The 23,672-nt window shown below is 57.4% G+C and carries 18 protein-coding genes and 1 pseudogene; 13 read left to right on the top strand and 6 right to left on the bottom strand.

The annotated features are described in order from the left end of the window. Window positions 1-246: 246 nt before the first annotated feature. Genes AB4N92_RS26405 through AB4N92_RS26415 form a run of 3 tightly spaced genes read left to right on the top strand, consistent with a single transcriptional unit; the run spans window position 247 to window position 4,045 of the window. Window positions 247-684 carry a MazG nucleotide pyrophosphohydrolase domain-containing protein gene (locus AB4N92_RS26405; RefSeq protein WP_137212325.1) on the top strand — a complete coding sequence of 146 codons (438 nt, stop codon included), beginning with the start codon at window positions 247-249 and terminating at the stop codon, window positions 682-684. Next, window positions 681-1,844: a hypothetical protein gene (locus tag AB4N92_RS26410; protein ID WP_137212324.1), complete on the top strand. Its 1,164-nt coding sequence runs from the start codon at window positions 681-683 to the stop codon at window positions 1,842-1,844. The genes AB4N92_RS26405 and AB4N92_RS26410 overlap by 4 nt, the downstream gene beginning before the upstream one ends. Beyond that, on the top strand, window positions 1,844-4,045 hold the full coding sequence (locus AB4N92_RS26415) for a hypothetical protein (RefSeq protein WP_460128699.1): 2,202 nt from the start codon (window positions 1,844-1,846) through the stop codon (window positions 4,043-4,045). Before AB4N92_RS26410 ends, AB4N92_RS26415 begins: the two co-directional genes overlap by 1 nt. Before the next feature lie 1,405 nt (window positions 4,046-5,450). Here the strand turns inward: AB4N92_RS26415 and AB4N92_RS26420 are convergent. Next, entirely contained in the window at window positions 5,451-6,782 is a 1,332-nt protein-coding gene (locus tag AB4N92_RS26420) for a tyrosine-type recombinase/integrase (protein WP_137212322.1), read from the bottom strand. Window positions 6,783-8,294: 1,512 nt separating this feature from the next. Beyond that, entirely contained in the window at window positions 8,295-9,044 is a 750-nt protein-coding gene (locus tag AB4N92_RS26425) for a glucose 1-dehydrogenase (protein WP_010210437.1), read from the bottom strand. 103 nt (window positions 9,045-9,147) lie between these two features. Between AB4N92_RS26425 and AB4N92_RS26430 the strand changes: the two genes are divergently transcribed. Beyond that, on the top strand, window positions 9,148-9,507 hold the full coding sequence (locus AB4N92_RS26430; protein WP_010210436.1) for a winged helix-turn-helix transcriptional regulator: 360 nt from the start codon (window positions 9,148-9,150) through the stop codon (window positions 9,505-9,507). Between the two features lie 58 nt (window positions 9,508-9,565). Here AB4N92_RS26430 and AB4N92_RS26435 read toward each other — a convergent pair whose 3' ends face one another. Together AB4N92_RS26435 and AB4N92_RS26440 are read right to left on the bottom strand one after the other, a co-directional pair. Beyond that, window positions 9,566-10,429 (bottom strand): methyl-accepting chemotaxis protein, encoded by an 864-nt coding sequence (locus tag AB4N92_RS26435; RefSeq protein ID WP_413469201.1) that lies wholly within the window; start codon window positions 10,427-10,429, stop codon window positions 9,566-9,568. A 42-nt stretch (window positions 10,430-10,471) separates the two neighbouring features. Further along, window positions 10,472-11,179 (bottom strand): annotated as a pseudogene (locus tag AB4N92_RS26440) (MCP four helix bundle domain-containing protein); the annotation flags it as partial. A 160-nt stretch (window positions 11,180-11,339) separates the two neighbouring features. Between AB4N92_RS26440 and AB4N92_RS26445 the strand changes: the two are divergent. Further along, window positions 11,340-12,548 carry a multidrug effflux MFS transporter gene (locus AB4N92_RS26445; RefSeq protein WP_021493144.1) on the top strand — a complete coding sequence of 403 codons (1,209 nt, stop codon included), beginning with the start codon at window positions 11,340-11,342 and terminating at the stop codon, window positions 12,546-12,548. Window positions 12,549-12,744: 196 nt separating this feature from the next. Continuing rightward, window positions 12,745-13,602 (top strand): SDR family oxidoreductase, encoded by an 858-nt coding sequence (locus tag AB4N92_RS26450; protein ID WP_031291352.1) that lies wholly within the window; start codon window positions 12,745-12,747, stop codon window positions 13,600-13,602. A gap of 129 nt (window positions 13,603-13,731) precedes the next feature. Here the strand turns inward: AB4N92_RS26450 and AB4N92_RS26455 are convergent, their stop codons facing one another. Together AB4N92_RS26455 and AB4N92_RS26460 are read right to left on the bottom strand one after the other, a co-directional pair. Beyond that, a complete protein-coding gene (locus tag AB4N92_RS26455; RefSeq protein WP_021493142.1) occupies window positions 13,732-14,646 on the bottom strand; it encodes a site-specific integrase in 915 nt (304 codons plus the stop codon). Between the two features lie 108 nt (window positions 14,647-14,754). Next, on the bottom strand, window positions 14,755-15,579 hold the full coding sequence (locus AB4N92_RS26460; RefSeq protein ID WP_031291350.1) for a M949_RS01915 family surface polysaccharide biosynthesis protein: 825 nt from the start codon (window positions 15,577-15,579) through the stop codon (window positions 14,755-14,757). 413 nt (window positions 15,580-15,992) lie between these two features. Between AB4N92_RS26460 and arnC the strand changes: the two genes are divergently transcribed. From arnC to AB4N92_RS26495, 7 genes are read left to right on the top strand one after another with little or no spacing between them, the layout of a single operon-like run. Beyond that, window positions 15,993-17,027, top strand: a complete 1,035-nt coding sequence (gene arnC, locus AB4N92_RS26465; protein WP_032882817.1) for an undecaprenyl-phosphate 4-deoxy-4-formamido-L-arabinose transferase — start codon at window positions 15,993-15,995, stop codon at window positions 17,025-17,027. Further along, on the top strand, window positions 17,024-19,015 hold the full coding sequence (arnA, locus tag AB4N92_RS26470; RefSeq protein WP_010210427.1) for a bifunctional UDP-4-amino-4-deoxy-L-arabinose formyltransferase/UDP-glucuronic acid oxidase ArnA: 1,992 nt from the start codon (window positions 17,024-17,026) through the stop codon (window positions 19,013-19,015). Before arnC ends, arnA begins: the two co-directional genes overlap by 4 nt. Next, a complete protein-coding gene (arnD, locus tag AB4N92_RS26475) occupies window positions 19,015-19,899 on the top strand; it encodes a 4-deoxy-4-formamido-L-arabinose-phosphoundecaprenol deformylase (RefSeq protein WP_042572391.1) in 885 nt (294 codons plus the stop codon). The genes arnA and arnD overlap by 1 nt, the downstream gene beginning before the upstream one ends. Then, window positions 19,896-21,551, top strand: coding sequence for a lipid IV(A) 4-amino-4-deoxy-L-arabinosyltransferase (gene arnT, locus AB4N92_RS26480; RefSeq protein ID WP_069673038.1), 1,656 nt, complete (start codon window positions 19,896-19,898; stop codon window positions 21,549-21,551). The genes arnD and arnT overlap by 4 nt, the downstream gene beginning before the upstream one ends. Then, window positions 21,548-21,895 (top strand): 4-amino-4-deoxy-L-arabinose-phosphoundecaprenol flippase subunit ArnE, encoded by a 348-nt coding sequence (gene arnE, locus AB4N92_RS26485; RefSeq protein ID WP_010210422.1) that lies wholly within the window; start codon window positions 21,548-21,550, stop codon window positions 21,893-21,895. The genes arnT and arnE overlap by 4 nt, the downstream gene beginning before the upstream one ends. After that, complete coding sequence (gene arnF / locus AB4N92_RS26490) at window positions 21,892-22,293, top strand: 4-amino-4-deoxy-L-arabinose-phosphoundecaprenol flippase subunit ArnF (RefSeq protein WP_010210419.1); 402 nt, start codon at window positions 21,892-21,894, stop codon at window positions 22,291-22,293. The genes arnE and arnF overlap by 4 nt, the downstream gene beginning before the upstream one ends. After that, on the top strand, window positions 22,290-23,669 hold the full coding sequence (locus tag AB4N92_RS26495; protein ID WP_010210417.1) for a UDP-glucose dehydrogenase family protein: 1,380 nt from the start codon (window positions 22,290-22,292) through the stop codon (window positions 23,667-23,669). The genes arnF and AB4N92_RS26495 overlap by 4 nt, the downstream gene beginning before the upstream one ends. Window positions 23,670-23,672 lie beyond the last annotated feature (3 nt).

The raw sequence follows: 23,672 nt of genomic DNA on the forward strand, positions 1-23,672 counted from the left end.
TCTAAATCAGTAGGGTGAGACGATGAGTTTTCAAATGTACATGGAGGTCTCCTGTGTATGAACCGTTCCTCGGCGCCCTCCGTGTATGCTTAAGGCCTCACGGCTAACCGGAGGCAGGGTGCATGCAGCCAGAGCAACCAACCCTGACCCAGTGGTCACGTGGCTCAGAGCATAGCCTTGATTTTTTGCGCTTAGCATCCCGCAGCCCACACTTACAATTTTTGACTAATCGATAAGGGAGCATTCATGGGTAAGCCTTTTAAAGACCGAATTCATGCCATGAATCAGATGTACAAGCTGCCGATCAACGGCACGCCCACGCTACTGACCGATCCTGCGGACAAGCTCAAGAAGTTCAAAGCCACGCTGATGGCTGAAGTTCATGAGATCGATGAAATCGTCGAAAAGATCGAAAAAGGCGATGCTGAAATCGATATAAAGGCCGCCATTGCCGACTTGTTGGGCGACGTGATTGTTTACTGCAGGTCTGAGGCGCTGAAGTACGGCTTACCGCTCGAGGAGGTGCTGGACATCATCATGGACAGCAACGAGAGCAAGCTCGGGGCGGATGGAAAGCCGATCTACGATGAAAATGGCAAGTTCCTCAAAGGCCCGAATTACTGGAAACCGGAGCCCAAGATCAAAAACTTGCTTCTTGGTGCTAACGGCAAAGCGGACGCTTGATCGGAGAAACAGGCTTGAAATCCATCAACATTGGCAAGACGCGTACGCTCAAAGACATCGAGGCGGCCATTCGCAAGATCTGCGATCGTCCGGGGGAGAAATTCCTCATTCAGGCAGACATGCTCAGCGCCCGGCGTGGCGCCATGCATGATGCCGCACGCCTCCAACTGATCGTCACCCTGGCCCGACAGCAGCTGCAGAGCGACTACCTGGATTTTAACCCGCAGGCAGATGTTAAAACGCTCTTACACAACCTCGCTAACTGTTCGCCAGGTATCGCAGCTTTACGTCTTTCCAAGGGTATCCGGCTAGGCGAACTGACATTCAATCGCCGAGAGGTCTTCCAAGAGTCGGTAGAACGAATGCAGGCCATGGATGCAGGTCGGTACGAGGACGTCGTAAATGGCCGGGCCGTCGATTTGATTTGTGTAGCGGGATCGAAGGTTCAGCACCTGCGACCGCTGTTTAGCGCTGCAGGTCAGGTAAAGCCTCCATCTGAAATGACCACCGAGATGCGCAGGCTCATTGACTTTGTCAACAAGCAGAGCGGGCGCACCAGTGTTCCAGAATCATTGATCGAAAGCTTAGGTCTGTTCTGTTCTGAGCTTGTATCCAACACACAGGAACATGCGACCTCAGATCATCTTGGCAACGCGTATTTTGCCCACGTTGAAGGCGTCATGATCGGCTGGAGGCGTCTTGAGGACGACATCTTTGCCGAAGACTTCGACGGCAGTGAGGACTTGCGCCGTTACTGGCAGAGAGAATCTTCTACCACCGACAATAACAAGACAAGCTTGCGGGCGTTGCACATCAGCTTCTTCGACTCCGGCCCAGGATTTGCCTCCAGAATGAGCGGTAAGGCGGTGCGAGAGATGTCGCTCCAGGATGAGCGGGGGTATCTGCTCAAATGCTTGCAGCCGCGTCAGTCCAGCAAGACTCTGGACGCCGCGGGGATAGGTCTGCCTGCCATCTTGAATGAGCTTCGCAAGGTGGGCGGGTTAATCCGTATTCGTTCTGGCCGGCTGTGCATCTACAACCAGTTCGAAGAAAACGATCGGCAGCGTGACCCTGACGACTTCAGGGATTGGGGCAACACCGACCTGGCACCCGTTGCTGGGGCCGTTGTCACCATTATGATTCCATTGAGGGGCATGTAATGGAGCGTTTCTATCAATGGATGTCCGCTGTCAGCGACTTTAGCGGCAGTCATGAAGCGTTGGTCATTTGCTACAACGATTCGGAGCTCTCGGTACAGCACGTCTTCACTGATATCGAAGACGCGCTGAAGGCCCAACGACATCTGCCTGACTGTGTCTACATCGTGGGAACATCTGATCAGTTGTCGGTCTACAACAGCAGTTGGGCTGACGATCAAGACCGCCTGGCCAACCTCCTGAAGCGTGGCGTAAAAAACGCGCGTGTGTGCGTCCATGAATACGTGTTCTTAGAGTGGAATGGCGCGAGCTTCAACGTTCATGTGCTGGGCGGCCAGGAACTTGTCTACCACTATGATCCGAGCACTCTCTTGCGAGATGGTTTAAGAACGCTGATCGAGAAGAACAACGTCATTCATTCTGCTCCGTCCGCGCATTCTTTCAAGCACCCATCCGGCACGCTCAACAATGTGTTTATCCAGGCCCGAGAACTGGCGAGTGATGAGGCCGAAGTTTGCGTGGTGGGGTATGCGATCGCACTCGAATACGGCGTCAGGCTGCGCCAAGCGGCCAAGGTGTACATCGACACCATGGGCATTTACGCCTTCGTGAAGAATGCGCTTGGTCGCTTGGACAGTAAGGCCGAAGTCATGAGTTTTCACTCCTATGAGCGACTCAAGACAATGTACCCTCCAGCAAGTGACTATTTCTGCGTGGTATCGGCTTCCACGTCCGGCGGCATGGCCAAGCAGATGGGGGAGCAGGGTTTCACAGGGGATTGCGTTGCCACCCTGATCGATCGCACGGCGGATGGCCGATACGGGGGTGTCCTGGTCGCCTTGGACGACATTGACTATCCACTGCCGGTCAAGGCGGAGGAAGGCTGCACGCTAATCGAGATCATAGGGGAGAACTTCTCGGCGAAATCAAAGCCTCCCAAATCGATCACAATATCCCTGAAGCATGACCCTAAACGGCTGGCCAAATTCCACAAGTATTTCGGTATGGGGGGAATCATTGGATTCAACCGGTCGAGCACGCCTCGCAAGCTGTTGACGCTCAATCCTGATCTGCTGCTAGCGGACGTTGAATTCAGGAAATGGCTGACCGCTGAAATTGACTGGTCGGTCTCTATGGCGACAAACCTAATTGTGTACGCCGACGATGACGGGTCGAAAAAACTCGGCGAGGTGACCAATGAGATGCTCAGTCAGAAATGGGGCGCTACCAAGTCAATCCGATGCGTGCCTTACAGCGAACTTGATCAAGTCGATTTTGAGACCGTCTCCGGGGTGCTTGTCGCGACAGTGGTAGCGCGCGACGGGGGCATTCTAAGGGAGATCAGTCGTGATCTGCGGGCCTACATGGACGCGTCCGTCCCACGCAGATTCCTTGCACCGATCGGGATTCCACAGAGCGCCAGAGCCTGGGCGCTCCTCAAGACTTTCCTGATGAAGAGCCCCACGCCCCGGGAGTATGGCTTTTCCAACTGGCTGTGCTTACCCATTGGTGATGACGGGAAACAGAACGCCTGGAGTCGCTTGATCACGGTTGCGTCAGCCGGGCAGGTCGATGACGTCGGCTTCACGCCCAAAGTCGCGGAAAAGGTTCGTCATGAGGCTATTGATGAGGCCTCTGAGCTTGTTGAGGAGCACAAGCACCACTTCCTGCCAAAACATGATGGCAGCGCGCTCGCCTTGTCGGATGGGTTTCTGTTCTTCGACCCCTCAAGCAATGTGGGTCGGGACTGCCCAAACGTACCGCAAAGCACAGTGTTCTTCACGATTGCTGCAGTTCTGCAATTCGCTCGCGAACACGACGATCATGAGCTACGCCTTCTGCCGACGGGGTATGAGTCCGTGGTGTTATCACCGGAGTGCTTCCTTCGGTTTAACGACAACGTCCTACAGGCGTCATTCCTCCGGGCGTGTCTACCTTCAGAGCTCGACTACTCAGCAAGCCCGGAGCTGAGCAAGCTGATGAAGGAGTTCATCGCCAAGGTATTTGCCCGCTGGGAGCGGACTTACGGCGATGCCGCCCTGGAGTTTGCCGCTGCACTTGCTACCGGTACGCTAAAACTCACGCAAGAAGACGCCCGGGCACTGCTCGAGGAGGCTATCGAAAACCGTAAGGACAAGGCCTCCAGCCTGTTGGGGTTGCTGCTGCTCACCCAACGCGCGCTGTTCCCAGCCTTTGAAGGATAGAAAAGAGGTTGTAAACCAATTTTCGATGCTGTTAACCGAAGTGGTTTACTGTGCAAAAAGTTGGTTTACAGGTAGCTGTGTGGGGCGCCAGTGACCGGGGTGTTCCCTGAAAACTAACGGTTACCTTAGTTTTCGCAGACTTTGGAGCGGTTAGCTTGAGAAGCTAAGCTATCGCTTAGTTTTTTCCCTGGCTTCGCAAAGTGCTGACGCTCGTGCTCGAGAAAGCGAGGGCAGGGTACCGGAGTGCGCGTGGCAGGCCGAATGATGTATGTAAAAACAGCGTTATTTCTAGCCTCATGAATCTGGCACCTGTGTGTTCTGATTAACCTTGTCGACCATGATGGGTGGTCGCCAGTGGAGAATGGCTACAGGCCCGTGTCACGTGGTTTAGAGGCTCATCAGGAGCCCAACACAGGGGGCGTCGGTGTACTTGAACGCTCGAGGTGTCGTATCTTTCCTATGCTGCATATAAATACAGTTAGTGTTTCTCCGCTGCGCCAAGCAACGCATTGCACAGAATGATCCGCGAACAGCGGCTTCAGGATAGCCAAGTGGGCTTATCATCGGCGCTGTTCCTGATCCTGGCAGACTCAACGCTCATGGCTTCTTGCTCGTTGCACCTCGATTCTATTTTGCGAACTGGAGGGCATTTCGAGGCGGTTGGTCTGCGAATCTCACGATTTCAAACTCTACGTGATCAGGTTTGTCCGTGGGGAGATTGGCCAGCCATACTTGAACACGGTCTTCCAACCCGGCTTCGCAGAGACGCGTATCGGGCCAAAAGTTGTGGGCTCCGTCAGCAATCAGCTGTTTGGCAAGCTCTCGCTCTCGCGCACCGATCAAGCACCAAGCCACGAAGAATCTCTCGTCCCAGTAGCAGAGCATAATAGATGTACTGGGGCGTCAGTTCCGATGCTCAGTTGATCAACTTCGCGGTCGAAACAAACATCCCGTTCAATTGATCCATCAAGGATCCTCCCGCAGGATGTCGACGGCTTTGAAAAACCAACCAATTGCTTGAAATTGACTAAGCCTTACAAGTTTCTTCTGGGCAACGGACAATTGGCGGGTGCCAAACCATGTTTTGGTTCGAGCGCGAGAGCATGAAGTGGATTTAGCGCCGGGCATTTAAATACCTCCATTATTATTAATGACGGCACCGATATAGCAACTATGGATTAGCAGTAGGCGCAATTCGATTCAAATACTAACGTATCGCCTGACGATGCCTGACGTTAAATAAGCACTCGCCAATGTTAAAGTTCGGACGTGTTCGCCAATGTCCAACCAGGCGGTGCAGCAACTGTCGAACGGTAGTGAGTACAGTCGCAATTGACTGTACTCATCTGATTGAGAATGCGTATGTAGCCCGATACCGGTAGCTGCTATGGAGGCGATGGGACTTTTAACCCCTGTCGCGCATGCCCACGCCACGCACAGAGAGACTACGTTCTTGGTCGTGCGAGTGGTAATAGACGTTCTGAGTGGTGCTGAGACTGCTATGCCGCAAGTCCATCTGCAGATCCTTTGGACTACGCAGTGGCGCATCAAACGTTGCAGAAGTATGCCGCAGCCAGTGCGCAGACGCTGCACGCAGGCTATTCATCTCGTGTTCTTCGCGCTCCTCATCGCGCATTCGCGCGACAGCATTATCGAAGACTGATTGGAGGAGGGCGCGTACTTGTCGCCCGGAGAGTCCTGAGCGACCTCGAAGTGTCATCAGCAGAGGCGTCTGCTCGTTCCATTCCGGCAACGGCGAAAGGCCTACAAACCGGCGGTAGCGCTTCAGGTACTTGGAGACGTACTCATCCCTGACTGCGACCTTACCGGCCTTGTTGCCTTTCCCGATCACGTGGTACCACCAGTTGCCCTCTGGATCCTGGCGAAAATCACCCATTACCGGGTGCCAGTTCGGCCGGCCAACGATGTCGGAGACCCGGAGATACATCGCAAACAGAGTGGCGACGATGAATAGAGTGCGTTCGTGTCGCGCTGGCTCATCCTGGGCCATCCGTTCAGCGGTCTCCAGCACGTAGTCCCACTGTAAGGGCGTCAGGGCGCGATTCGAGCCTTCCTCTTGTGGCGCTCCACGGTTAAGGGTGCGCTTCTTGATCATCCGGAAAGGGTTCGCCGAAGCTGTCCCGTCTTCGATCATGTACTCAAAGAACCGGCTGCAGATCGTATAGATCTGGTTGAGGGTGCTCGGAGAAGGCTTGTAACGAGTGACGCTCGAGGCCACGCCAGGCTCTGCATCCCGGAATGTGGCGTCGGGCGTTAACTTCAGGTCATTCGAGGAGTCCTTAGATTGCTTCAGGCTAAATGGCCTCCATTTCTCGTTTGGCATGACAGGATCACCCCAAGCAGATTCGGTCTGATCGCTGGTCACGAAACGGCCGCGTACGACTGGGCCAATCCAGTCTCCTGGAGGGTTACGGCAGAACTCTAGGTAGTCTTCCGCATCTTGGCGTTTGAGCTGAGAAAAAGGCTTCTGCTTTATGATGAGTGCCCATAACAACAACCTTTCAACATGAGTTCTATAAGAAGTGAAAGTTTGGCTGTTGTCCGAAAAGGCGCGAAGGAACTCCCGAGTCGTTAGATAACCCTTGTTAGCCTCCACTGATGCGGGAAAATTTTGAATGTACTGACGAATGCAAGCCATACTAGGTTCACGCAAACTAAAGTCCATATCAATGAAAATTTCGTAGGTCTCAAAAACAGGCATGGGCTGCGTAGACATATTGGTGCACTACCGTATGATTTGTCGCTGATTAAGAACTTCCAGTAATGGGAGTAACTGGAAGTTAGGGCAGGGCGGTTGTATTTTCCATCTTCTTTAATGTGAACTGATGAGCATTGATCGATGGTAGCCCCTGAATGACTCCGTTGCAACTACCCTTGCTCAGCAGACATAGTGTTAGCATGGGCTTGACAAAAGCCTGGGATCTGCACTAAGTAGCGATTGCCCTGTTGGTTTTTCCGCTAATTACTTCGTGTAGATTTTTTGCGCCTCATGTGATGCGCGGAATTTCTTTATATTTAAATATGTATTGTCAGACCAATCTGAATTCGCCGCTTCATTATGGACTTAAACCTTTCTGGATCATTATCAAAATTATTAATCCAATATTGTCAAAGTGTGCGAACTCGATTTTTATTCTTTGGGTGTCATGAGCGTAAAACGGAGTTAAGCTCATTGGAGCGGCTTTGCTCGGCACAAGGTCAGTGGCAATTGTCGTGTAATTCATGCTTCGGGCTCTGCATTTTCGGAATAATATTCGCTTCAACGAAGCTCAGGCAGAAATCAAGAAATGAGTGGAAAAGCACGATTGGTTTTTCCATTTAAATCTTTTGATAGAAACGCACTCTGGGACATCCACTTGTTTTGTTGAATACCCGTGAGAGCCCGATTTTCGTGGGTTGCACGGACTTTAAGTCTGATCAGAACATGGCATTTCCACTTATTTTGTCAATAAATAACGGCGCCATCGAGGGATGGCTACGACCAAGCTACGTATTGTTGATCATGTCGTTCAGGAGCGGCGGCGAGCAGACAAGGATCATTGCGTGATTGCAACACGAACCATGGTGTCCATGACACTGGCCCTTTATTACCGGGCTTTGGAGAGGTTGAAGCGGCTTTGAGAAGCTTCAGCTTAGGCCCTATGAGCATGCGGACGCTAGGCTTAAGCAGGTCTCCGGCAAGACCTTTGGCAGCGCTCGGTCGGCATGGAATGTCCACTTGTTTCGTCTCAGGAAACGGGGGGTGAGAATGTCTATTCATTTCTTCAAAAATCGCTGGAACCCCTGTCTTCCGTGGGCTTCAGGGCAGCCAAAGATGCGCACCTTCGGATCTCAGTCCATTTATTTCTCCATAGACTCGGGAGCTGTTCAATTTGAGGCTAGTCAGTAAATAATGTTATTAATCAGTACCTTACGGATTTTCAGAAAACAGATTTTTCCACTGATTTTGTTAAAAACAACTTGTCGCAATGGCTTGCTGGCTGCGCTCCAGCCCTCAGGGATCAAGGGTTTCAGGGGATTAGCATAGGGCTTTCCACTTAAACCGCGATTGGCGCAAGAGCCTGAACGTCTGCAAAAATCGGAAAGTGGTGGCGCGTAACCTCAAGCACAAGTATAGAAAGTTCCACCCTGACACATTATTTAACATAATATACATTATGCGTAATATCGCATTGCGTATTCAGGGGCAGTGTCTGTCAGATTTCAGCAGGCAAAACCCCTGTCTTGCTCAAACCTGAGCAAAGCCACCATCGACAAACATTTCACTGCCCGTCATGAAGCTGCTCTCATCCGACGCCAGGAACAATGCGGCGGCTGCGACTTCTTCCGGCTTGCCGATACGACCCAACGGAACCTGCGCCGTCATGTCGTCGATGATGGCTTCCTTTTGTCCCGTGCCTGACAGCGCCAGGTCCAGGCCTGGTGTCGAGATCGGGCCTGGTGACAGCACGTTGACGCGAATGCCGCTACCTTTCAGATCGAGCGCCCAGCTTCTGGCGAAATTACGCAGCGCAGCCTTGGTGGCGCTGTACACACTGAATGCCGGTGTGCCCATGGTGCCGGTGGTTGAACCGGTCAGGATCACTGAGCTGCCAGCGTGCATCAGTGGCAACGCGTTTTGCACGGTGAACAGCGTGCCTTTGACGTTGATGCCGAATGTCCGGTCAAACGATTCCTCGGTGATGGATCCGATCGGCTGGAAATCCCCCAGGCCCGCGTTGGCGAACAGCACGTCAACGCGGCCCTTGTCGGCTTTGATTTGAGTGAAAATGCGCGCCAGGTCGTCGAGTTTTGAAATGTCACCCTGGATGGCGATGGCCTCATGGCCAATCAGTGCAAGCGCCTTGTCCAGTTCATCCTGCCGACGTCCTACGATCACGACCTGCGCGCCTTCAGTTGCGAAGCGAATGGCGGTTGCCAGGCCGATGCCGCTGTTGCCGCCGGTAACTACTGCAATTTTGCCGTTGAGCCTGCTCATGGTGAGCTCCAATGAATAAGGTTGAGGCCCAACTGTAGATCTGCGCTATTCTTTTGAATAGTATGCACCTTTTAGTAAGTACCCCCTCGGAGCCTTCATCATCATGGCTAACAACTCATTCAACTGTGGCCTGGAAGCTGCGCTGGCGGTGATTGGCGGCAAATGGAAACCCCTGGTTCTGTTCAACCTGGCGCAGAATGTTCATCGATATGGCGAATTAAGGCGCGCGATTGGCGGCGTGACTGACAAAGTGTTGATTCAGCAACTCAAGGAGTTGGAGCGCGACGAGATCATTGCTCGTATGGACTTTCACGAGATACCGCCGAAGGTCGAGTACTCCCTCACGCCCTTTGGCCAGTCCTTGGCTACGGCGCTGGGCGGGTTGTGCCAATGGGGTACGCAGCATATGCAAACGGTCGAGCGCATCGCCGAACGACGCACGTCTGCCCTCTCCCGGTCCTGAGCCCCTGCCCGATATCCAACTCAACTAAATGACTATTTAGTTGAGTTAAATCAATAAGTTAGAGCCTGAATCGATCGACGGACTGTGACAGCTGGCCTGCCAAGCTAGACAATTCGTCCGTCGTCGACGCCGTCTGGCCGATTACGCGACTGTTACTCTCCGACATCTGCGCAATCATCTCCACCTGATGGGCAATTTCATTGCTGGCCAGGCTCTGCTCCCCGATGGTTCGGGAGATATCGTTGACCATCTCGGTGGTATTCAAGGTGGCCTGGAGAATCTCACGAATTGAGCGCTCCACATCAGCGGTCACCGCCATGCCCTTATCGACCTGAGCAACGCCCTCCTCCATGCTGGCGACGGCTTCGCGCGTGCTTTGCTGGATACGCCCTACCATGCTGGCAATTTCCTGGGTCGAGGCACTGGTGCGCCCGGCGAGGTTGCGTACTTCATCGGCGACCACGGCGAAACCGCGCCCCTGCTCACCGGCACGGGCGGCCTCGATCGCGGCATTCAGGGCCAGCAAATTGGTCTGGTCGGCGATTCCCTTGATCACCTGGATAATGCTGTAAATCGCCTCGGACTCCTTGTCCAGCGTGCGGATTACCTGGGCGGACTGTTGCGCGGAGCGGGCAATGCCGTCCATGTCGCTGACCACCTGATGAATCACCTGGCCACCGTCCTTGGCCAGTGTTTCAGCCTGGTTGGCCATGGCCAATGCTCGCTCGGCATGCCGAGTGATTTCCTCAATGCTCGCGGTCATTTCACTCGCGGCAGCGGCCATGGCGCTTGCCGCCGCGCTTTGTTGCTGGCTGCTGCCAGCCACTTCATGACAGCCGTGGCTCAGTTGCTCGCTCGTGGTATTGACGCCATGGGCGTTGCTGCGCACCACGTCGATCATGCCGCGCAAATCCCGTTGCATGGTGGCGAGGCTGCGAATCAATGCACTGGCTTCATCTTTGCGCACGGGTTCGACAATCGGTTCGCTCAAGTTGCCATGAGCAATGCTGTCGGCAATCCGGCTGGCCGTTTGCAGCGGTCCCATGATGCTGAGGATGACCCAGCGGCCCTGGGCCAACAGCAGTATAAGGCTGGCGATCAATACCACGCCAAGGGTGAAGTTGGCGGCGCTGATGCTCTGCCGAGTGCCGACACTGGCCTGCTGGGTGTTGTTTTCGATCAGCTCACTGAGCGTCGCCATCTGATCTTCAAGCTGGCTGAAGGCGGCGTTGAACGTACCCAGTTCGCCCCGAGCGGCGTCGGGGTCATCCAGCGCCAGGGTGACGATGCGCTCGCCGGTACTTATATAGTTGTCCAGGCTGGGTTTGATTTTTTCCAGGTTTGCCTTGAGCGTGTTGTCCAGCGGCAGCTTGAGGTTATCCGCCAACACCTGGCGAAAGTGCTCGGCATGTTCCTTGAGCGAATCGCTGACCTGCGCCTTCGTGCTGGTACTTTTACCCAGGCCCACCAGCATGGCCGACAGCACATCCGCGCGCAGGGCGTCGTGCATCATGTCGGCTTCCATATGGTTGCGCAGCGCCGTCATGCTGAGCTCGCTGTCCTGCACGGCAGTGCCCATCCGAGTATTTCCCAGGTAGCCGGCCAGGCTCATGATCAAGGCCGTAAGCAGTCCGGTCGCTATCAACAGCATCAGGCGTAGTTTGATCGTCATGCTGATATATCCCCGTGCCTGGTCAGTCGGTTGGGAACCCAACCGCAGAAGCCTCGCTGGTCATGTTATCGGCCAACCATACTGCTTATTGAAGCCTAAGTTTGCGGATCTGCGCAGATCCCTTAAGCTGACCGACCTTTGCTCCGCCCGGAACTGCCCCATGTCTCGACGTATCGCCCACCTCGCCTTGCTGCTGGGTTTGATCACCGCAGTCGGCCCCTTCGCCATCGATATTTACCTGCCAGCCTTGCCGACTCTGGGCGCAAGCCTGCATGCCTCACCCGCGCTGGTGCAGATGAGCCTCACTGTGTTTTTCGTCATCGTTGGGGTGTGCCAGCTGTTCTACGGGCCGATCAGTGATGTGTTTGGGCGCAAACCGCCGATTTACGCAGGCCTGGTAATTTTTGCCGTGGCAAGTGTCGGGTGTGCGCTGGCGCCGACCATCGAAACACTGATTGCCTTTCGTGCCCTGCAGGCGTTTGGTGCGTGCGCAGGCATGGTGATTCCGCGGGCCATCGTGCGTGACTTGTACACCGGGCATGAAGCGGCGAAGCTCATGGCGTTGCTGATGCTGGTGATGAGCGTCTCGCCGATCCTTGCGCCGCTCGCCGGCAGCCTGGTGATCGCGTTGTGGAGCTGGCGTGAAGTGTTTGCCGTGCTGGCCGTCGTTGCCGTGGCCTGCCTGGTGATGACCATCGTGCAACTGCCCGAGACCCATCCGGCCGAACGTCGATTGGGCAAAACCCTGGGCAATGCGTTCAGCAGCTATGGCGCGTTGTTGCGCGACCCGGTCTTTATCGGTTTGTCGGTGGTGTGTGGTTTTGGCTTGGCGACCTTCTTCGTGTTCATCGGCAGCGCACCGTTCGTGTACATCGAGTATTACGGCCTGACGCCGACCCAGTTCAGCCTGGGTTTTGCCCTGAATGCCGCCTCGTTTTTCGCCATGAGCCAACTGACCGCGCGCCTCACTGCACGCTTTGGCCTGGCGCCGTTGATCCGCTGGTCGGTGGTGGCCGTGGCGGCGGTCATGGCCTTGCTGGCGGCCACCACGCTATGGGTCGATAGCCTGGCCTTGATGATGACGCTGCTGTTTATCGGCTTCGGCTTTCTCGGCCTGCTGCTGCCGGCAGCCGGTGTGTTGTCGTTGGAGGATCATGGCGCGGTGGCCGGTTCTGCCTCGGCCCTGCTCGGGGCGATCCAGATGATCACGGCAGCCCTGTCAATGACGGTGGTCGGTGTGTTCGCCGATCACACACCCGCGCCGATGCTGATAGGCATTGCGCTATGCGCTATCGCAGCGATGCTCACCACGCTGTGGACCTTGCGCCGCCTGCCCACTCACCTGGCCAGTGCCCCGCCCTCCTCCTGATCGCTGCCCGTCTGCGCAGCAGGTTCGGATCTCGAATCTTGACTGCGCCTACGGGGCAACATCAAAGCGTGGAAATACCCTGTATGCATAAGTCTGAAGCCAACCACTCGTCGGGCTTCAATGGCATCCATTACAACTATCGTCCGGCGCAAAACTACTAATCCCATAGCACCTTTGGAAACCTATGGAGATTGAAATGACTGACTACCCTCGCCCACCCTTCGCGCCGCAAGCTCAGAACGTGCCAGGTTCGCAGAAAAAAATGGACCCTTACCCGGATTGCGGCGAGCAAAGCTACAAGGGCTCCGGCCGGCTCGCCAACAAGATCGCGCTGATCACCGGCGCCGACAGTGGCATCGGCCGTGCCGTGGCGATCGCTTTTGCGCGCGAAGGCGCGGATGTGGCCATCGCTTATCTGGATGAACATGAGGACGCCAGGGAAACTGCACGCTGGGTCGAGGAAGCCGGACGCCAGTGCCTGTTGCTGCCCGGTGATATCGCGCAGAAAAGCGTATGCCAGTCGCTGGTCGACAAGACGGTCGAGCAATTCGGCCGTATTGATGTGCTGGTCAACAATGCAGCATTCCAGATGAGCCATGAAACGCTTGAAGAGATCTCAGACGAGGAATGGGTGAAAACCTTCGATATCAACATCACAGCCATGTTTCGTATCTGCAAGGCTGCCGTGCCGCATATGAAGGCGGGCAGTTCGATCATCAATACATCGTCGGTCAACTCGGACATGCCCAAGCCGACGTTGATGCCCTACGCCGCCACCAAGGGTGCAATCGCGAACTTCACGGGTGGTCTGGCGCAGTTGCTCGGCAGCAAGGGCATTCGCGTCAACAGCGTAGCGCCGGGACCGATCTGGACGCCGCTGATTGTGGCGACCATGACCGATGAAGACGTGAAGAGCTTCGGCAGCGAAACCCCGCTGGGCCGTCCGGGCCAACCGGTGGAAGTCGCGCCGATCTATGTGCTGCTGGCCTCGGATGAAGGCAGCTATATCTCTGGGTCGCGTTATGCGGTCACGGGCGGCAAGCCTATCCTCTAACCTTTACACCTAACCCTTGTGGGAGCGGGCTTGCTCGCGAATACGGCGTATCAGTCACCGGACTTTGACTGACAAACCGCCTTCGCGAGCAAGCCCGCTCCCACATTTTGATCTTCATCATGTCGGACGTTACAGATCAAACCGATCCACCGCCCGCCGCCGCTCGTTGTCGTCACGCACGTCATAGCTGGCGGTGGTCTGGATATTGGTGTGGTGCGCCAGTTTCTGTGCAATCGACAGGTCATGCTCTTCAATCACCCGAGTAATGAACGAGCGGCGGAAGTCATGAGGCATGATTTTCACGCCTACCTGCTGGCCGCGCTGGCGGGCGATGTAGTAGATCGCATGCTTGGTGATGCGTTCGCGGGTGATATGACTGCCGCGGCGGATGCGGTTGAACAGGAAACTGTCGTCCTGCTCGCCTTCCTTGAGTTGCTCGCGGCGAAACGCCAGCCACGCCTGCAACTTGGCGAATGCCCAGTCCGGCGCGTACTTGATCAACTCCTTGTTACCCTTGCCGATCACCCGCAGGCTGCGCTCTTCGAAGTTGATCTGCGCCAGGTCGAGGTTGACCGACTCCGACTTGCGCATGCCGGAGCCATACAGAATGCCGATCACCGCGGCATCCCGCAGGCCCTGGGGCCGAGGGTCGGCAGCGCAGACTTCCATCATTTCGCGGATCAGGCTGCGCCGCAGGTTGCGGCCCTGGCTCAGGCGCGTGCCCGGTGCAGCCTTGACGGTGCGCATGCGCAACAGGTGTTCCTGGCTGATCAGGTTCAGCCGCCAGGCTTCGTTCATCACACCGCGTACCGCGTTGACATATAACGATGAGGTATTCGGCGCGTAGCCGTCCTCACGCAAGGCAGCGACCAGGGCGATCACGTGTTCGGGCTGCAGCAGATGCCAGTCGATGTCTTCAAGGTTAATGTCCTCGAAGCCCAGGCGGTCGGCCGCGTCTTGCAACACGTAGCGCATGGTCAGTTGGCTGGAGGGTGCCAGGCGGGTGAGGTAAAGGGTCAGCGGGTTGCGGATAGACTCAGTCAAGGTAGATCAGCCTTTGGATTAAATACCTCGAACAAGCCTTTGATTAATCGAGGTATTTAGTGAATTGGCGAAGGCCGAGTCTAACCCAGGACCGGCCCAGGCACAAAATCACGGGGCCGTGTCGTCATCTTCGGTAGGATCCTGCGGCTGGACCTGGGTCTGGCTCCAGTCGCTGTCCTGCTTCTGCATCAGCGCGAACCAGTGTTGACGCATGAACGTCAAGTAAGCCTCAGGGGCCTTGGCAAAATCCTTTTCATCGCCATAACAACCCGGCAACGGCAACTCGGTGCCCTGCTCCTTGTACTGGCTGACGAGCGCCTGCTGTCCGGCCACGCTGCAATCCTTGGGCAACGGCATGCCGCGCAAGGCGCCAGCCTCTTCGTCCCACCAGGCAGCCCCCACGCGATCCAGGCCGCGCAGACGGAATTTCTGCGACTTGCCGACATGCATGATCAGCTTGAATTCGTTGGGGCTAACATCGCTGGTGCAGGTTCGCGAATAGCCCACGGTGGCCTGGGTGATGCCGTCGCCGGTGAGGTCGGTGACCTTGGTCGCCGCCCTGTCAAAATGCAGGGCGGCGTCGAATTCGCAATGCTGCACGTCGTCGTAGAGCATCCACACACGCTTGGGGCGGTTGCCGTCGATCAGGTATTGCGCCGCATAGACGAACCCCGACTGGGTGCCGTCGTCGTCACGCTCGCTGACTTGCTCGGCGAGCACCAGCAGGTTCTTGCCTTGCTTATCGTCCCAGGTGTAGGCGGCGATCTGCTTGCCGCGCACTTCCACGCCGTCCGGCACTTGATCGATGCTGGTCAGCGCCACGCCGTCATCGGCCTGGACTGTCGTGACACTGGCCACGCTCATCAACAACGCCATCAACGATCCCATCAAAGCAGGCCGCAATTGGCCGCGTAAAAGCTGCACGCTATTCATCCGATCACCCTGGCAAGAGACGGCTTACTTTACCGGCACTTGGGGCGCATTGCAGAGAAGATTCTTCACTAAAATTCGTTGGCTGAGCGTAGACGCTCAAGTTGAACCAAACGTCCTACAAACAGTTCCTATTTCCCCCACTAACTAAAGTCGACAACCCGTTAGTTGCTTAGCTGAACCCTAGCTGTCTACCTGTCAAATAAACGAGTTTTTCATCCGCCTTTCATATCTGTTCCACATTTTTACGCTTAATCTTAAACACAGTACTTCACGGCAAGCCGCGCTATATCGTCTAACCTATTGATTACGCTTCACCTTTGGCGCCGTTTCTTAACCTGCGGCCTGGACGTTCGCCCCAATGATTGCTGCTGTTTCCACGCTCCAAGATGCTCTAACCCCGAGGTCATGAATCTTTGAAACCCTACCCTATTCATTGCGTGTCGATCGTTATCCCGGTCTACAACGAACAAGAGAGCCTGCCTGAATTGCTGCGTCGCACCACTGCGGCCTGCAAGCAGCTGGCCTACGAATACGAAATCATCCTGGTGGATGACGGTAGCCGCGACAATTCGGCCCAACTGCTGGAAGACGCTGCGGCTGAAGACGGCAGCAACGTGGTGGCGGTGATCCTCAACCGCAACTACGGCCAGCATGCGGCGATCATGGCCGGTTTCGAGCAGTGCCGGGGCGACGTGGTGATCACCCTTGACGCCGACCTGCAAAACCCGCCCGAAGAAATCCCGCGCCTGGTGGACCAAGCCGCCCTCGGTTACGACGTGGTTGCGACCGTGCGCAATAATCGCCAGGACTCGGCCTTCCGCCGCTGGCCTTCGCGCTTGATCAACCTGGCCGTGCAGCGCTCCACCGGCGTGGCCATGACCGATTACGGCTGCATGTTGCGCGCCTACCGCCGCACCATTGTCGACGCGATGCTGGCCTGCCGCGAGCGCAGCACCTTTATCCCGATCCTGGCCAACGGCTTTGCCCGCCACACCACCGAGATCCTGGTGCACCACGCCGAGCGTGAACATGGCGAATCCAAATACAGCGCCATGCGCCTGATCAGCCTGATGTTCGACTTGCTGACCTGCATGACCACCACCCCGCTGCGCCTGCTGTCCATCGTCGGCTTCAGCCTGGCGGCGCTCGGCATGCTGTTTGCCCTGGCGTTGATCGTCATGCGCCTGGCCTTTGGTGCCGACTGGGCCGGTGATGGCTTGTTCGTACTGTTCGCCGTGCTGTTCGTGTTCACCGGTGGCCAATTCATCGGCATGGGCCTCTTGGGTGAATACCTGGGCCGCATGTACAGCGATGTGCGCGCCCGTCCGCGCTTCTTTATCGAAAAGGTGCTGCGCAACCAACCGGCAGCACCGGCTCCCGTGGTCGTCGTTGACGGCCTGGTGTCTTCCCATACTTCTACTTCTTCTGCTGATCAGGTCCAATCATGAGTTCAAAAGCTGTTGTATTCGCGTACCACGACATTGGTTGTGCAGGCCTTGAAGCGCTGCTCAACACGGGTTACGAAATTGCTGCTGTGTTCACCCATGCCGACGACCCGAAGGAAAACAACTTCTACGGTTCCGTTGCTCAACTGTGCGCACGCAACGGTATTCCAGTGCACGCTCCGGAAGACGCGAACCACCCGCTGTGGGTCGAGCGCATCGCCAAGCTGAACCCGGACTACATTTTCTCGTTCTACTACCGCAACCTGCTGAGCGAGCCATTGCTGGCAACCGCACGCAACGGCGCATTCAATCTTCACGGCTCGCTGCTGCCCAAATACCGTGGCCGCGCCCCGGCCAACTGGGTGCTGGTCAACGGCGAAAGCGAAACCGGCGTAACCCTGCACCGTATGGTCAAGCGTGCCGATGCCGGCGCGATCCTGGCCCAACAGAAAGTCGTGATCGATCGCACTGATACCGGCCTGACCCTGCACGCCAAACTGCGCGACGCCGCCAGCAACCTGCTGCGTGACGCCCTGCCGCAACTGGCTCAAGGCAAGCTGGCGGAGACCGCCCAGGACGAAAGCCAGGCCACTTACTTCGGTCGCCGCACCGCCGCCGATGGCAAGCTGGAATGGAAAAAACCGGCTGAAGCATTGTTCAACCTGGTTCGCGCCGTGACTCAACCGTATCCGGGCGCTTTCTGCGCGGTCGGCGAGCACAAGCTGATCGTGTGGCAAGCCGAAGTGGTCAAGGGCAACGATGGCCAGGCGCCGGGCCGCGTGATCAGCGTCAACCCGCTGCGCATTGCCTGCGGTGAAGACTCCCTGGTGATCAAGTTCGGCCAACGCAATGACAACGGCCTGTACCTGGCCGGTCCTTCCCTGGCCAACGAATTGGGCCTGGTGGACGGTTCCGTGCTGCGCGGCGCCGAGTCCGGCCGCAAGCCACGGCGTACCCGTGTGCTGATCCTGGGCGTGAATGGCTTTATCGGTAACCACCTGTCCGAGCGTCTGCTGCGTGACGACCGTTACGAAGTCTATGGCCTGGACATCGGCTCCGACGCCATCGAGCGCCTGCGCAGCCACCCGAACTTCCATTACGTGGAAGGCGACATCAGCATCCACACCGAGTGGATCGAGTACCACATCAAGAAGTGCGACGTGGTCCTGCCGTTGGTAGCCATCGCCACGCCGATCGAATACACCCGCAACCCGCTGCGCGTGTTCGAGCTGGACTTCGAGGAAAACCTCAAGCTGGTGCGCTATTGCGTCAAGTACAACAAGCGCGTGATCTTCCCGTCGACCTCCGAAGTCTATGGCATGTGCCAGGACCAGTACTTCGATGAAGACACCTCCAACCTGGTGGTCGGCCCGGTCAACAAGCAACGCTGGATCTACTCGGTCTCCAAACAACTGCTCGACCGCGTGATCTGGGCCTACGGCGCCAAGGGCCTGAACTTCACCCTGTTCCGTCCGTTCAACTGGATGGGCCCGCGTCTCGACCGCCTGGACTCCGCGCGCATCGGCAGCTCCCGTGCGATCACCCAACTGATCCTGAACCTGGTGGAAGGTACGCCGATCCGTCTGTTCGACGGTGGTGAGCAGAAACGTTGCTTCACTGACATCGCCGACGGTATCGAAGCCCTGGCGCGCATCATTGATAACGACAACGACGCGTGCAACGGCCAGATCATCAACATCGGCAACCCGGAAAACGAAGCCAGCATCCGCCAATTGGGCGAAGAGCTGCTGCGCCAGTTCGAAGCGCACCCGCTGCGTGGCAACTTCCCGCCGTTCGCCGGTTTCCGTGACGTGGAAAGCAAGGCGTTCTACGGCACCGGTTACCAGGACGTGGCACACCGCAAGCCAAGCATCGAAAACGCCAAGCGCCTGCTGAACTGGGAGCCGACCGTAGAGATGAGCGAAACCATCGGCAACACGCTGGATTTCTTCCTGCGTGAAGCGATGCTCGAAATCGCGGACAAAAAGTAATGGATGCAGGTCTTCGCATCGACGTCGACACCTACCGCGGCACCCGTGAAGGTGTGCCACGGTTGCTCGAATCCCTGGACGAAGCCTCGGTAAAAGCGACGTTTTTCTTCAGTGTCGGGCCGGACAACATGGGGCGCCACCTGTGGCGCCTCATCCGCCCGCAGTTCCTGTGGAAGATGCTGCGCTCCAACGCCGTCGGGCTGTATGGCCTGGATATCCTGCTGGCTGGTACCGCCTGGCCGGGCAAGCCGATCGGTCGCGACCTGGGGCACCTGATGCGCCAAGCCAAGGCGGCCGGGCATGAGGTCGGCCTGCACGCCTGGGATCACCACGGCTGGCAGGCCAACACCGGGCGCTGGAGCGAAGCGCAGTTGGTCGAGCAAATTCGACGCGGCGTGGAGAGCCTGAGCGACATCCTTGGTGAGCGCATTGACTGTTCAGCGGCCGCCGGTTGGCGCGCCGATGAACGCGTGGTGCAAGCCAAGCAAGGGTTCAACTTTCGCTACAACAGCGATTGCCGCGGCACTAGCCTGTTTCGTCCCACCTTGGCCGATGGCAGTGCGGGCACCCCACAGATTCCGGTGGACCTGCCGACCTTCGACGAAGTCGTCGGGCCGGTAGTGGCTGCCAAGGACTTCAATACGTTCATCCTCGACCGCTTTGCCGAGTCGAAGCTCAACGTCTACACGATCCACGCAGAGGTAGAAGGGATTCTGATGGCCAATGAGTTCCGCCAGTTGCTCGCCCAGGCAGGGCAGCGCGGCATCGATTTCAAACCGTTGGGCGAGTTGTTGCCGGCGGACCTGACCACCCTGCCCCAGCAACAGCTGGTGCGCGGCGCCTTGCCCGGTCGCGAGGGTTGGCTTGGAGTGCAGCAGGCATGATTCGCCGTTGGGCCCTGCCCCTGCTCCTGCTGGCGTTTGGCGTGTTTTACCTGCTGCCACTGGCTACCCATGGTCTGTGGATTCCGGATGAAACCCGTTATGCGCAAATCAGCCAGGAAATGCTGCTGACCGGAAAATGGGCGTCGCCGCACTTCATGGGTATCCGTTACTTCGAGAAACCGGCGGCCGGTTACTGGATGATCGCGCTGGGCCAGGCGATCTTCGGGCAGAACCTGTTCGGCGTGCGGTTTGCGTCGGCGTTGAGCACCGGATTGAGCATCCTGTTGGTGTACCTGGTGTCGCGTCGGTTGTGGAATGACCCGCAGAAGAGCCTGATCAGCACTGTGCTGTACATGAGTTTTGTCAGCGTGGCGGCCCTGGGCGGTTATGCCAACCTCGATCCGCAGTTCACGTTCTGGGTGAACCTGACGGGCGTGGCCTTGTGGTTTTGCTTTGACAGCACGACCCGAAACGGGCGACTCGGCGCCTGGGCGCTGTTGGGGTTTGCCTGCGGCATGGGTTTCATGACCAAGGGCTTCCTGGCGTGGCTGCTCCCGGTGTTGATCGCCCTGCCCTATGCGATCTGGCAACAGCGTTTCCGCGAGCTGCTGGGTTACGGCCTGGTGGCGGTGGTGGTGGCGATTGTCATCAGCTTGCCGTGGGCGCTGGCTGTACACCTGCAAGAGCCCGACTACTGGCACTTCTTCTTCTGGCACGAGCATATCCAGCGCTTTGCCGGTGACGACGCCCAGCATGCCGAGCCGTTCTGGTATTACCTGCCGTTGCTGGTTGCGTTCTGCCTGCCATGGGTGGCGTTGTTGCCGTCCACCCTTAAACAGGCATGGCAGGACAAACGCAGCGCAAAAGTCGGCTTTGTGTTGCTGTGGCTGCTGATGCCCCTGGCGTTCTTCAGCCTGGCCAAGGGCAAGCTGCCCTCCTACATCATGCCGTGCCTGCTGCCCTTGGCGTTGCTGATGGGAAGCACCCTGGCCGACAAACTGGCCCAGGGTCGTTACCGCGCAGTGCGTATCAACGGCTGGTTGAACCTGATCATCGGCGTGGTGATGCTGCTGGCGCTGAGCTGGTTCCAACTGAAAAAACCGGTGTATGAACACGGTCAGGAAACACTCAGCCTGGTACTGGTGTTCACATTCCTGTTCGGCTGGATCCTGGTCAACCTGCTGCAGGCCGCACAGCCGCTTCGCTTGTGGGCGATGCCAGTGCTTGGCAGCTGGCTGATGGTCGCCCTGTTGCCAGCCGCGCTGCCGCACTCAGTGGTTTACAACAAGACCCCCGACCAATTCATCATCGATCACCTGCAGGAACTGCAACCGGCCACTGCACTGTTGAGCAATGACCTCGGCGCCGCATCGGCCTTGTCGTGGCGCCTGGCACGGCCGGACGTGACGCTCTACAACACCGTCGGTGAAGTCAAATACGGCCTCGCCTACCCGGATGCCGGGCATCACAAGGTGGATATGCCTCAGGTTCAGCAGTGGATGAGCGATGCGCGTAAAAAAGGCACGGTCGGTGTGGTGATGCGCGTCAAAGGTGACGATGAGCGAGCCGAAATCGCTTTGTTGCCCAGCGACGGCCAGCGCTATGAGCAAGGCAATATAGTGATTTTGATCTTCCCGCAGGTGACGCCTTGATCACCTTGCTGCTGTTAGTGGCCGCGTGCCTGCTGACCTGCATGGGCCAGGTGTCGCAGAAATTCGCCGTGGAAAGCTGGCGTGACCTGCCGGACGGCTGGGCACTGAAACTGCGTTCGCCGTGGTTGTGGTCGGCGCTGATGTGTCTGGGTCTGGGCCTGTTGGTGTGGCTGCTGGTGTTGCAGCGCCTTGAGGTGGGCATTGCCTACCCCATGCTCAGCCTGAATTTCGTGCTGGTCACACTGGTGGCGCGGTTTGTCTTTGATGAGCCCATCGACGGCCGTCACTGGTTGGGCGTGGCGCTGGTGATCGGCGGTGTCGTGCTGCTGGGGCGTCACGTATGAGCCGGGTTCAAGGGTTTGCCCTGGCCCTGGGCAGTGTTGGCCTGGTCAGCGCCGCCCAATTGGGCATGCGCTGGAGCATGACGCGCTTGCCGCTGCCCAACCAGTGGCTGAGCGTCCAGATTGATCTCGACGCCCTCGGCGTGGTGCTCCTGGCGATTCTGGCCTACGCGCTGTCGATGCTCTGCTGGCTCGGCGCGCTCAAGCACCTGCCACTGGGCCGTGCCTATTCACTGTTGAGCATCAGCTACGCCCTGGTGTACCTGCTGGCGGCCAGCCTGCCGGTGTTCAACGAAGACTTCTCCATTTCAAAAACCCTGGGGGTGGCTTTGGTCATCCTCGGTGTGCTGGTTATCAACTCTCGTCGTGCTAGCGCTACAAGTCCCAGGAATGCCCCATGAAAATCAGTGTATTTGGTAGTGGTTACGTCGGTCTGGTGCAGGCCACTGTGTTGGCCGAAGTCGGTCACGATGTCATCTGCATGGACGTTGACAAGAACAAGGTCGAGTCTTTGCAGAAGGGCCATGTGACGATCTTCGAGCCGGGGCTGGCGGCGATGGTCAAGGAAAACCTGGAAAGCGGGCGGCTGCACTTTACCCATGACGAGAAACTCGCGGTCGAGCATGGCGAAGTGCTGTTTATCGCCGTGGGTACGCCGTCGGACGAAGACGGTTCGGCGGACTTGAAGTACGTGCTGTCGGTGGGCGATGCCGTGGCCCGTCATCGCAAGGAACCGGTGATCCTGGTGGAAAAATCCACCGTGCCCGTCGGTACTGGCGACACCCTGCGTGCGCATATCGAAAAAGCCCTGCACTTGGCCGGTCGGCACCTGGAGTTCGATATCGTCTCCAACCCGGAATTCCTCAAGGAAGGCTCGGCCGTGGCCGACTGCCGCCGCCCGGACCGCATCATCATCGGCTGCGAGCGCGAAGACGTGCGCGAGGTGATGCGCGACCTGTACGCTCCTTTCAATCGCAACCATGACCGCATCATTTTCATGGACCTGCGCAGCGCCGAGCTGACCAAATACGCCGCCAACTGCATGTTGGCCACCAAGATCAGCTTCATCAACCAGATCGCCGAGCTGGCCGAGCACCTGGGCGCAGACATCGAAGCCGTGCGCCTTGGCATCGGTGCCGACTCGCGCATCGGTTACCACTTCATCTACCCCGGCTGCGGCTATGGGGGGTCGTGCTTCCCCAAGGACATGCGCGCCCTGATCCACAGCGCCAAGCAAGCCAACTGCTCCAGCGACCTGCTGGAAGCCGTGGAAGCCATCAACCAGCGCCAGAAGAGCAAATTATTCGAACGCATCAATGCATTCTTCAAGGGCAACCTGCGCGGCAAGACCTTTGCCCTGTGGGGCCTGGCGTTCAAGCCGAACACCGACGACATGCGTGACGCGCCCAGCCGGGTGTTGATGGAAGCCTTGTGGGCGGCTGGCGCCAACGTGCGTGCTTTCGATCCGGAAGCCATGCAGGAAACCCAGCGCATCTATGGCGACGATCCACGGCTGATGCTGATGGGTACCCCGGAATCCACCCTGGGCGGCGCCGACGCGCTGATCGTCTGCACTGAATGGCAGCAGTTCAAGGCGCCGGACTTCGACCTGATCCACCAGCGCCTGAAAACCCCGGTGATCTTCGACGGCCGCAACCTCTATGACGGCGAGCGCCTGGCGCGCAAAGGCTTCCAGTACTACCCGATCGGCCGTGGCGACTCCTGCCAGTTGCCGATTCCGCAGCAGCAATGGTTGCCGCAGGTCGTGGAAGCCTAAGAC

The organism is Pseudomonas sp. S3_A09 (assembly GCF_054668065.1).

Bases quoted from the DNA above. Each gene is read 5' to 3' on its own strand.
- AB4N92_RS26445 (WP_021493144.1), top strand. From the start codon at position 11,340: ATGTCTCGACGTATCGCCCACCTCGCCTTGCTGCTGGGTTTGATCACC.
- arnA (WP_010210427.1), top strand. From the start codon at position 17,024: ATGAGTTCAAAAGCTGTTGTATTCGCGTACCACGACATTGGTTGTGCA.
- AB4N92_RS26430 (WP_010210436.1), top strand. From the start codon at position 9,148: ATGGCTAACAACTCATTCAACTGTGGCCTGGAAGCTGCGCTGGCGGTG.
- arnD (WP_042572391.1), top strand. From the start codon at position 19,015: ATGGATGCAGGTCTTCGCATCGACGTCGACACCTACCGCGGCACCCGT.
- AB4N92_RS26460 (WP_031291350.1), bottom strand. From the start codon at position 15,579: ATGAATAGCGTGCAGCTTTTACGCGGCCAATTGCGGCCTGCTTTGATG.
- arnT (WP_069673038.1), top strand. From the start codon at position 19,896: ATGATTCGCCGTTGGGCCCTGCCCCTGCTCCTGCTGGCGTTTGGCGTG.
- AB4N92_RS26415 (WP_460128699.1), top strand. From the start codon at position 1,844: ATGGAGCGTTTCTATCAATGGATGTCCGCTGTCAGCGACTTTAGCGGC.
- AB4N92_RS26435 (WP_413469201.1), bottom strand. From the start codon at position 10,429: ATGCAACGGGATTTGCGCGGCATGATCGACGTGGTGCGCAGCAACGCC.
- AB4N92_RS26420 (WP_137212322.1), bottom strand. From the start codon at position 6,782: ATGTCTACGCAGCCCATGCCTGTTTTTGAGACCTACGAAATTTTCATT.
- AB4N92_RS26450 (WP_031291352.1), top strand. From the start codon at position 12,745: ATGACTGACTACCCTCGCCCACCCTTCGCGCCGCAAGCTCAGAACGTG.
- AB4N92_RS26405 (WP_137212325.1), top strand. From the start codon at position 247: ATGGGTAAGCCTTTTAAAGACCGAATTCATGCCATGAATCAGATGTAC.
- AB4N92_RS26425 (WP_010210437.1), bottom strand. From the start codon at position 9,044: ATGAGCAGGCTCAACGGCAAAATTGCAGTAGTTACCGGCGGCAACAGC.
- arnF (WP_010210419.1), top strand. From the start codon at position 21,892: ATGAGCCGGGTTCAAGGGTTTGCCCTGGCCCTGGGCAGTGTTGGCCTG.
- AB4N92_RS26495 (WP_010210417.1), top strand. From the start codon at position 22,290: ATGAAAATCAGTGTATTTGGTAGTGGTTACGTCGGTCTGGTGCAGGCC.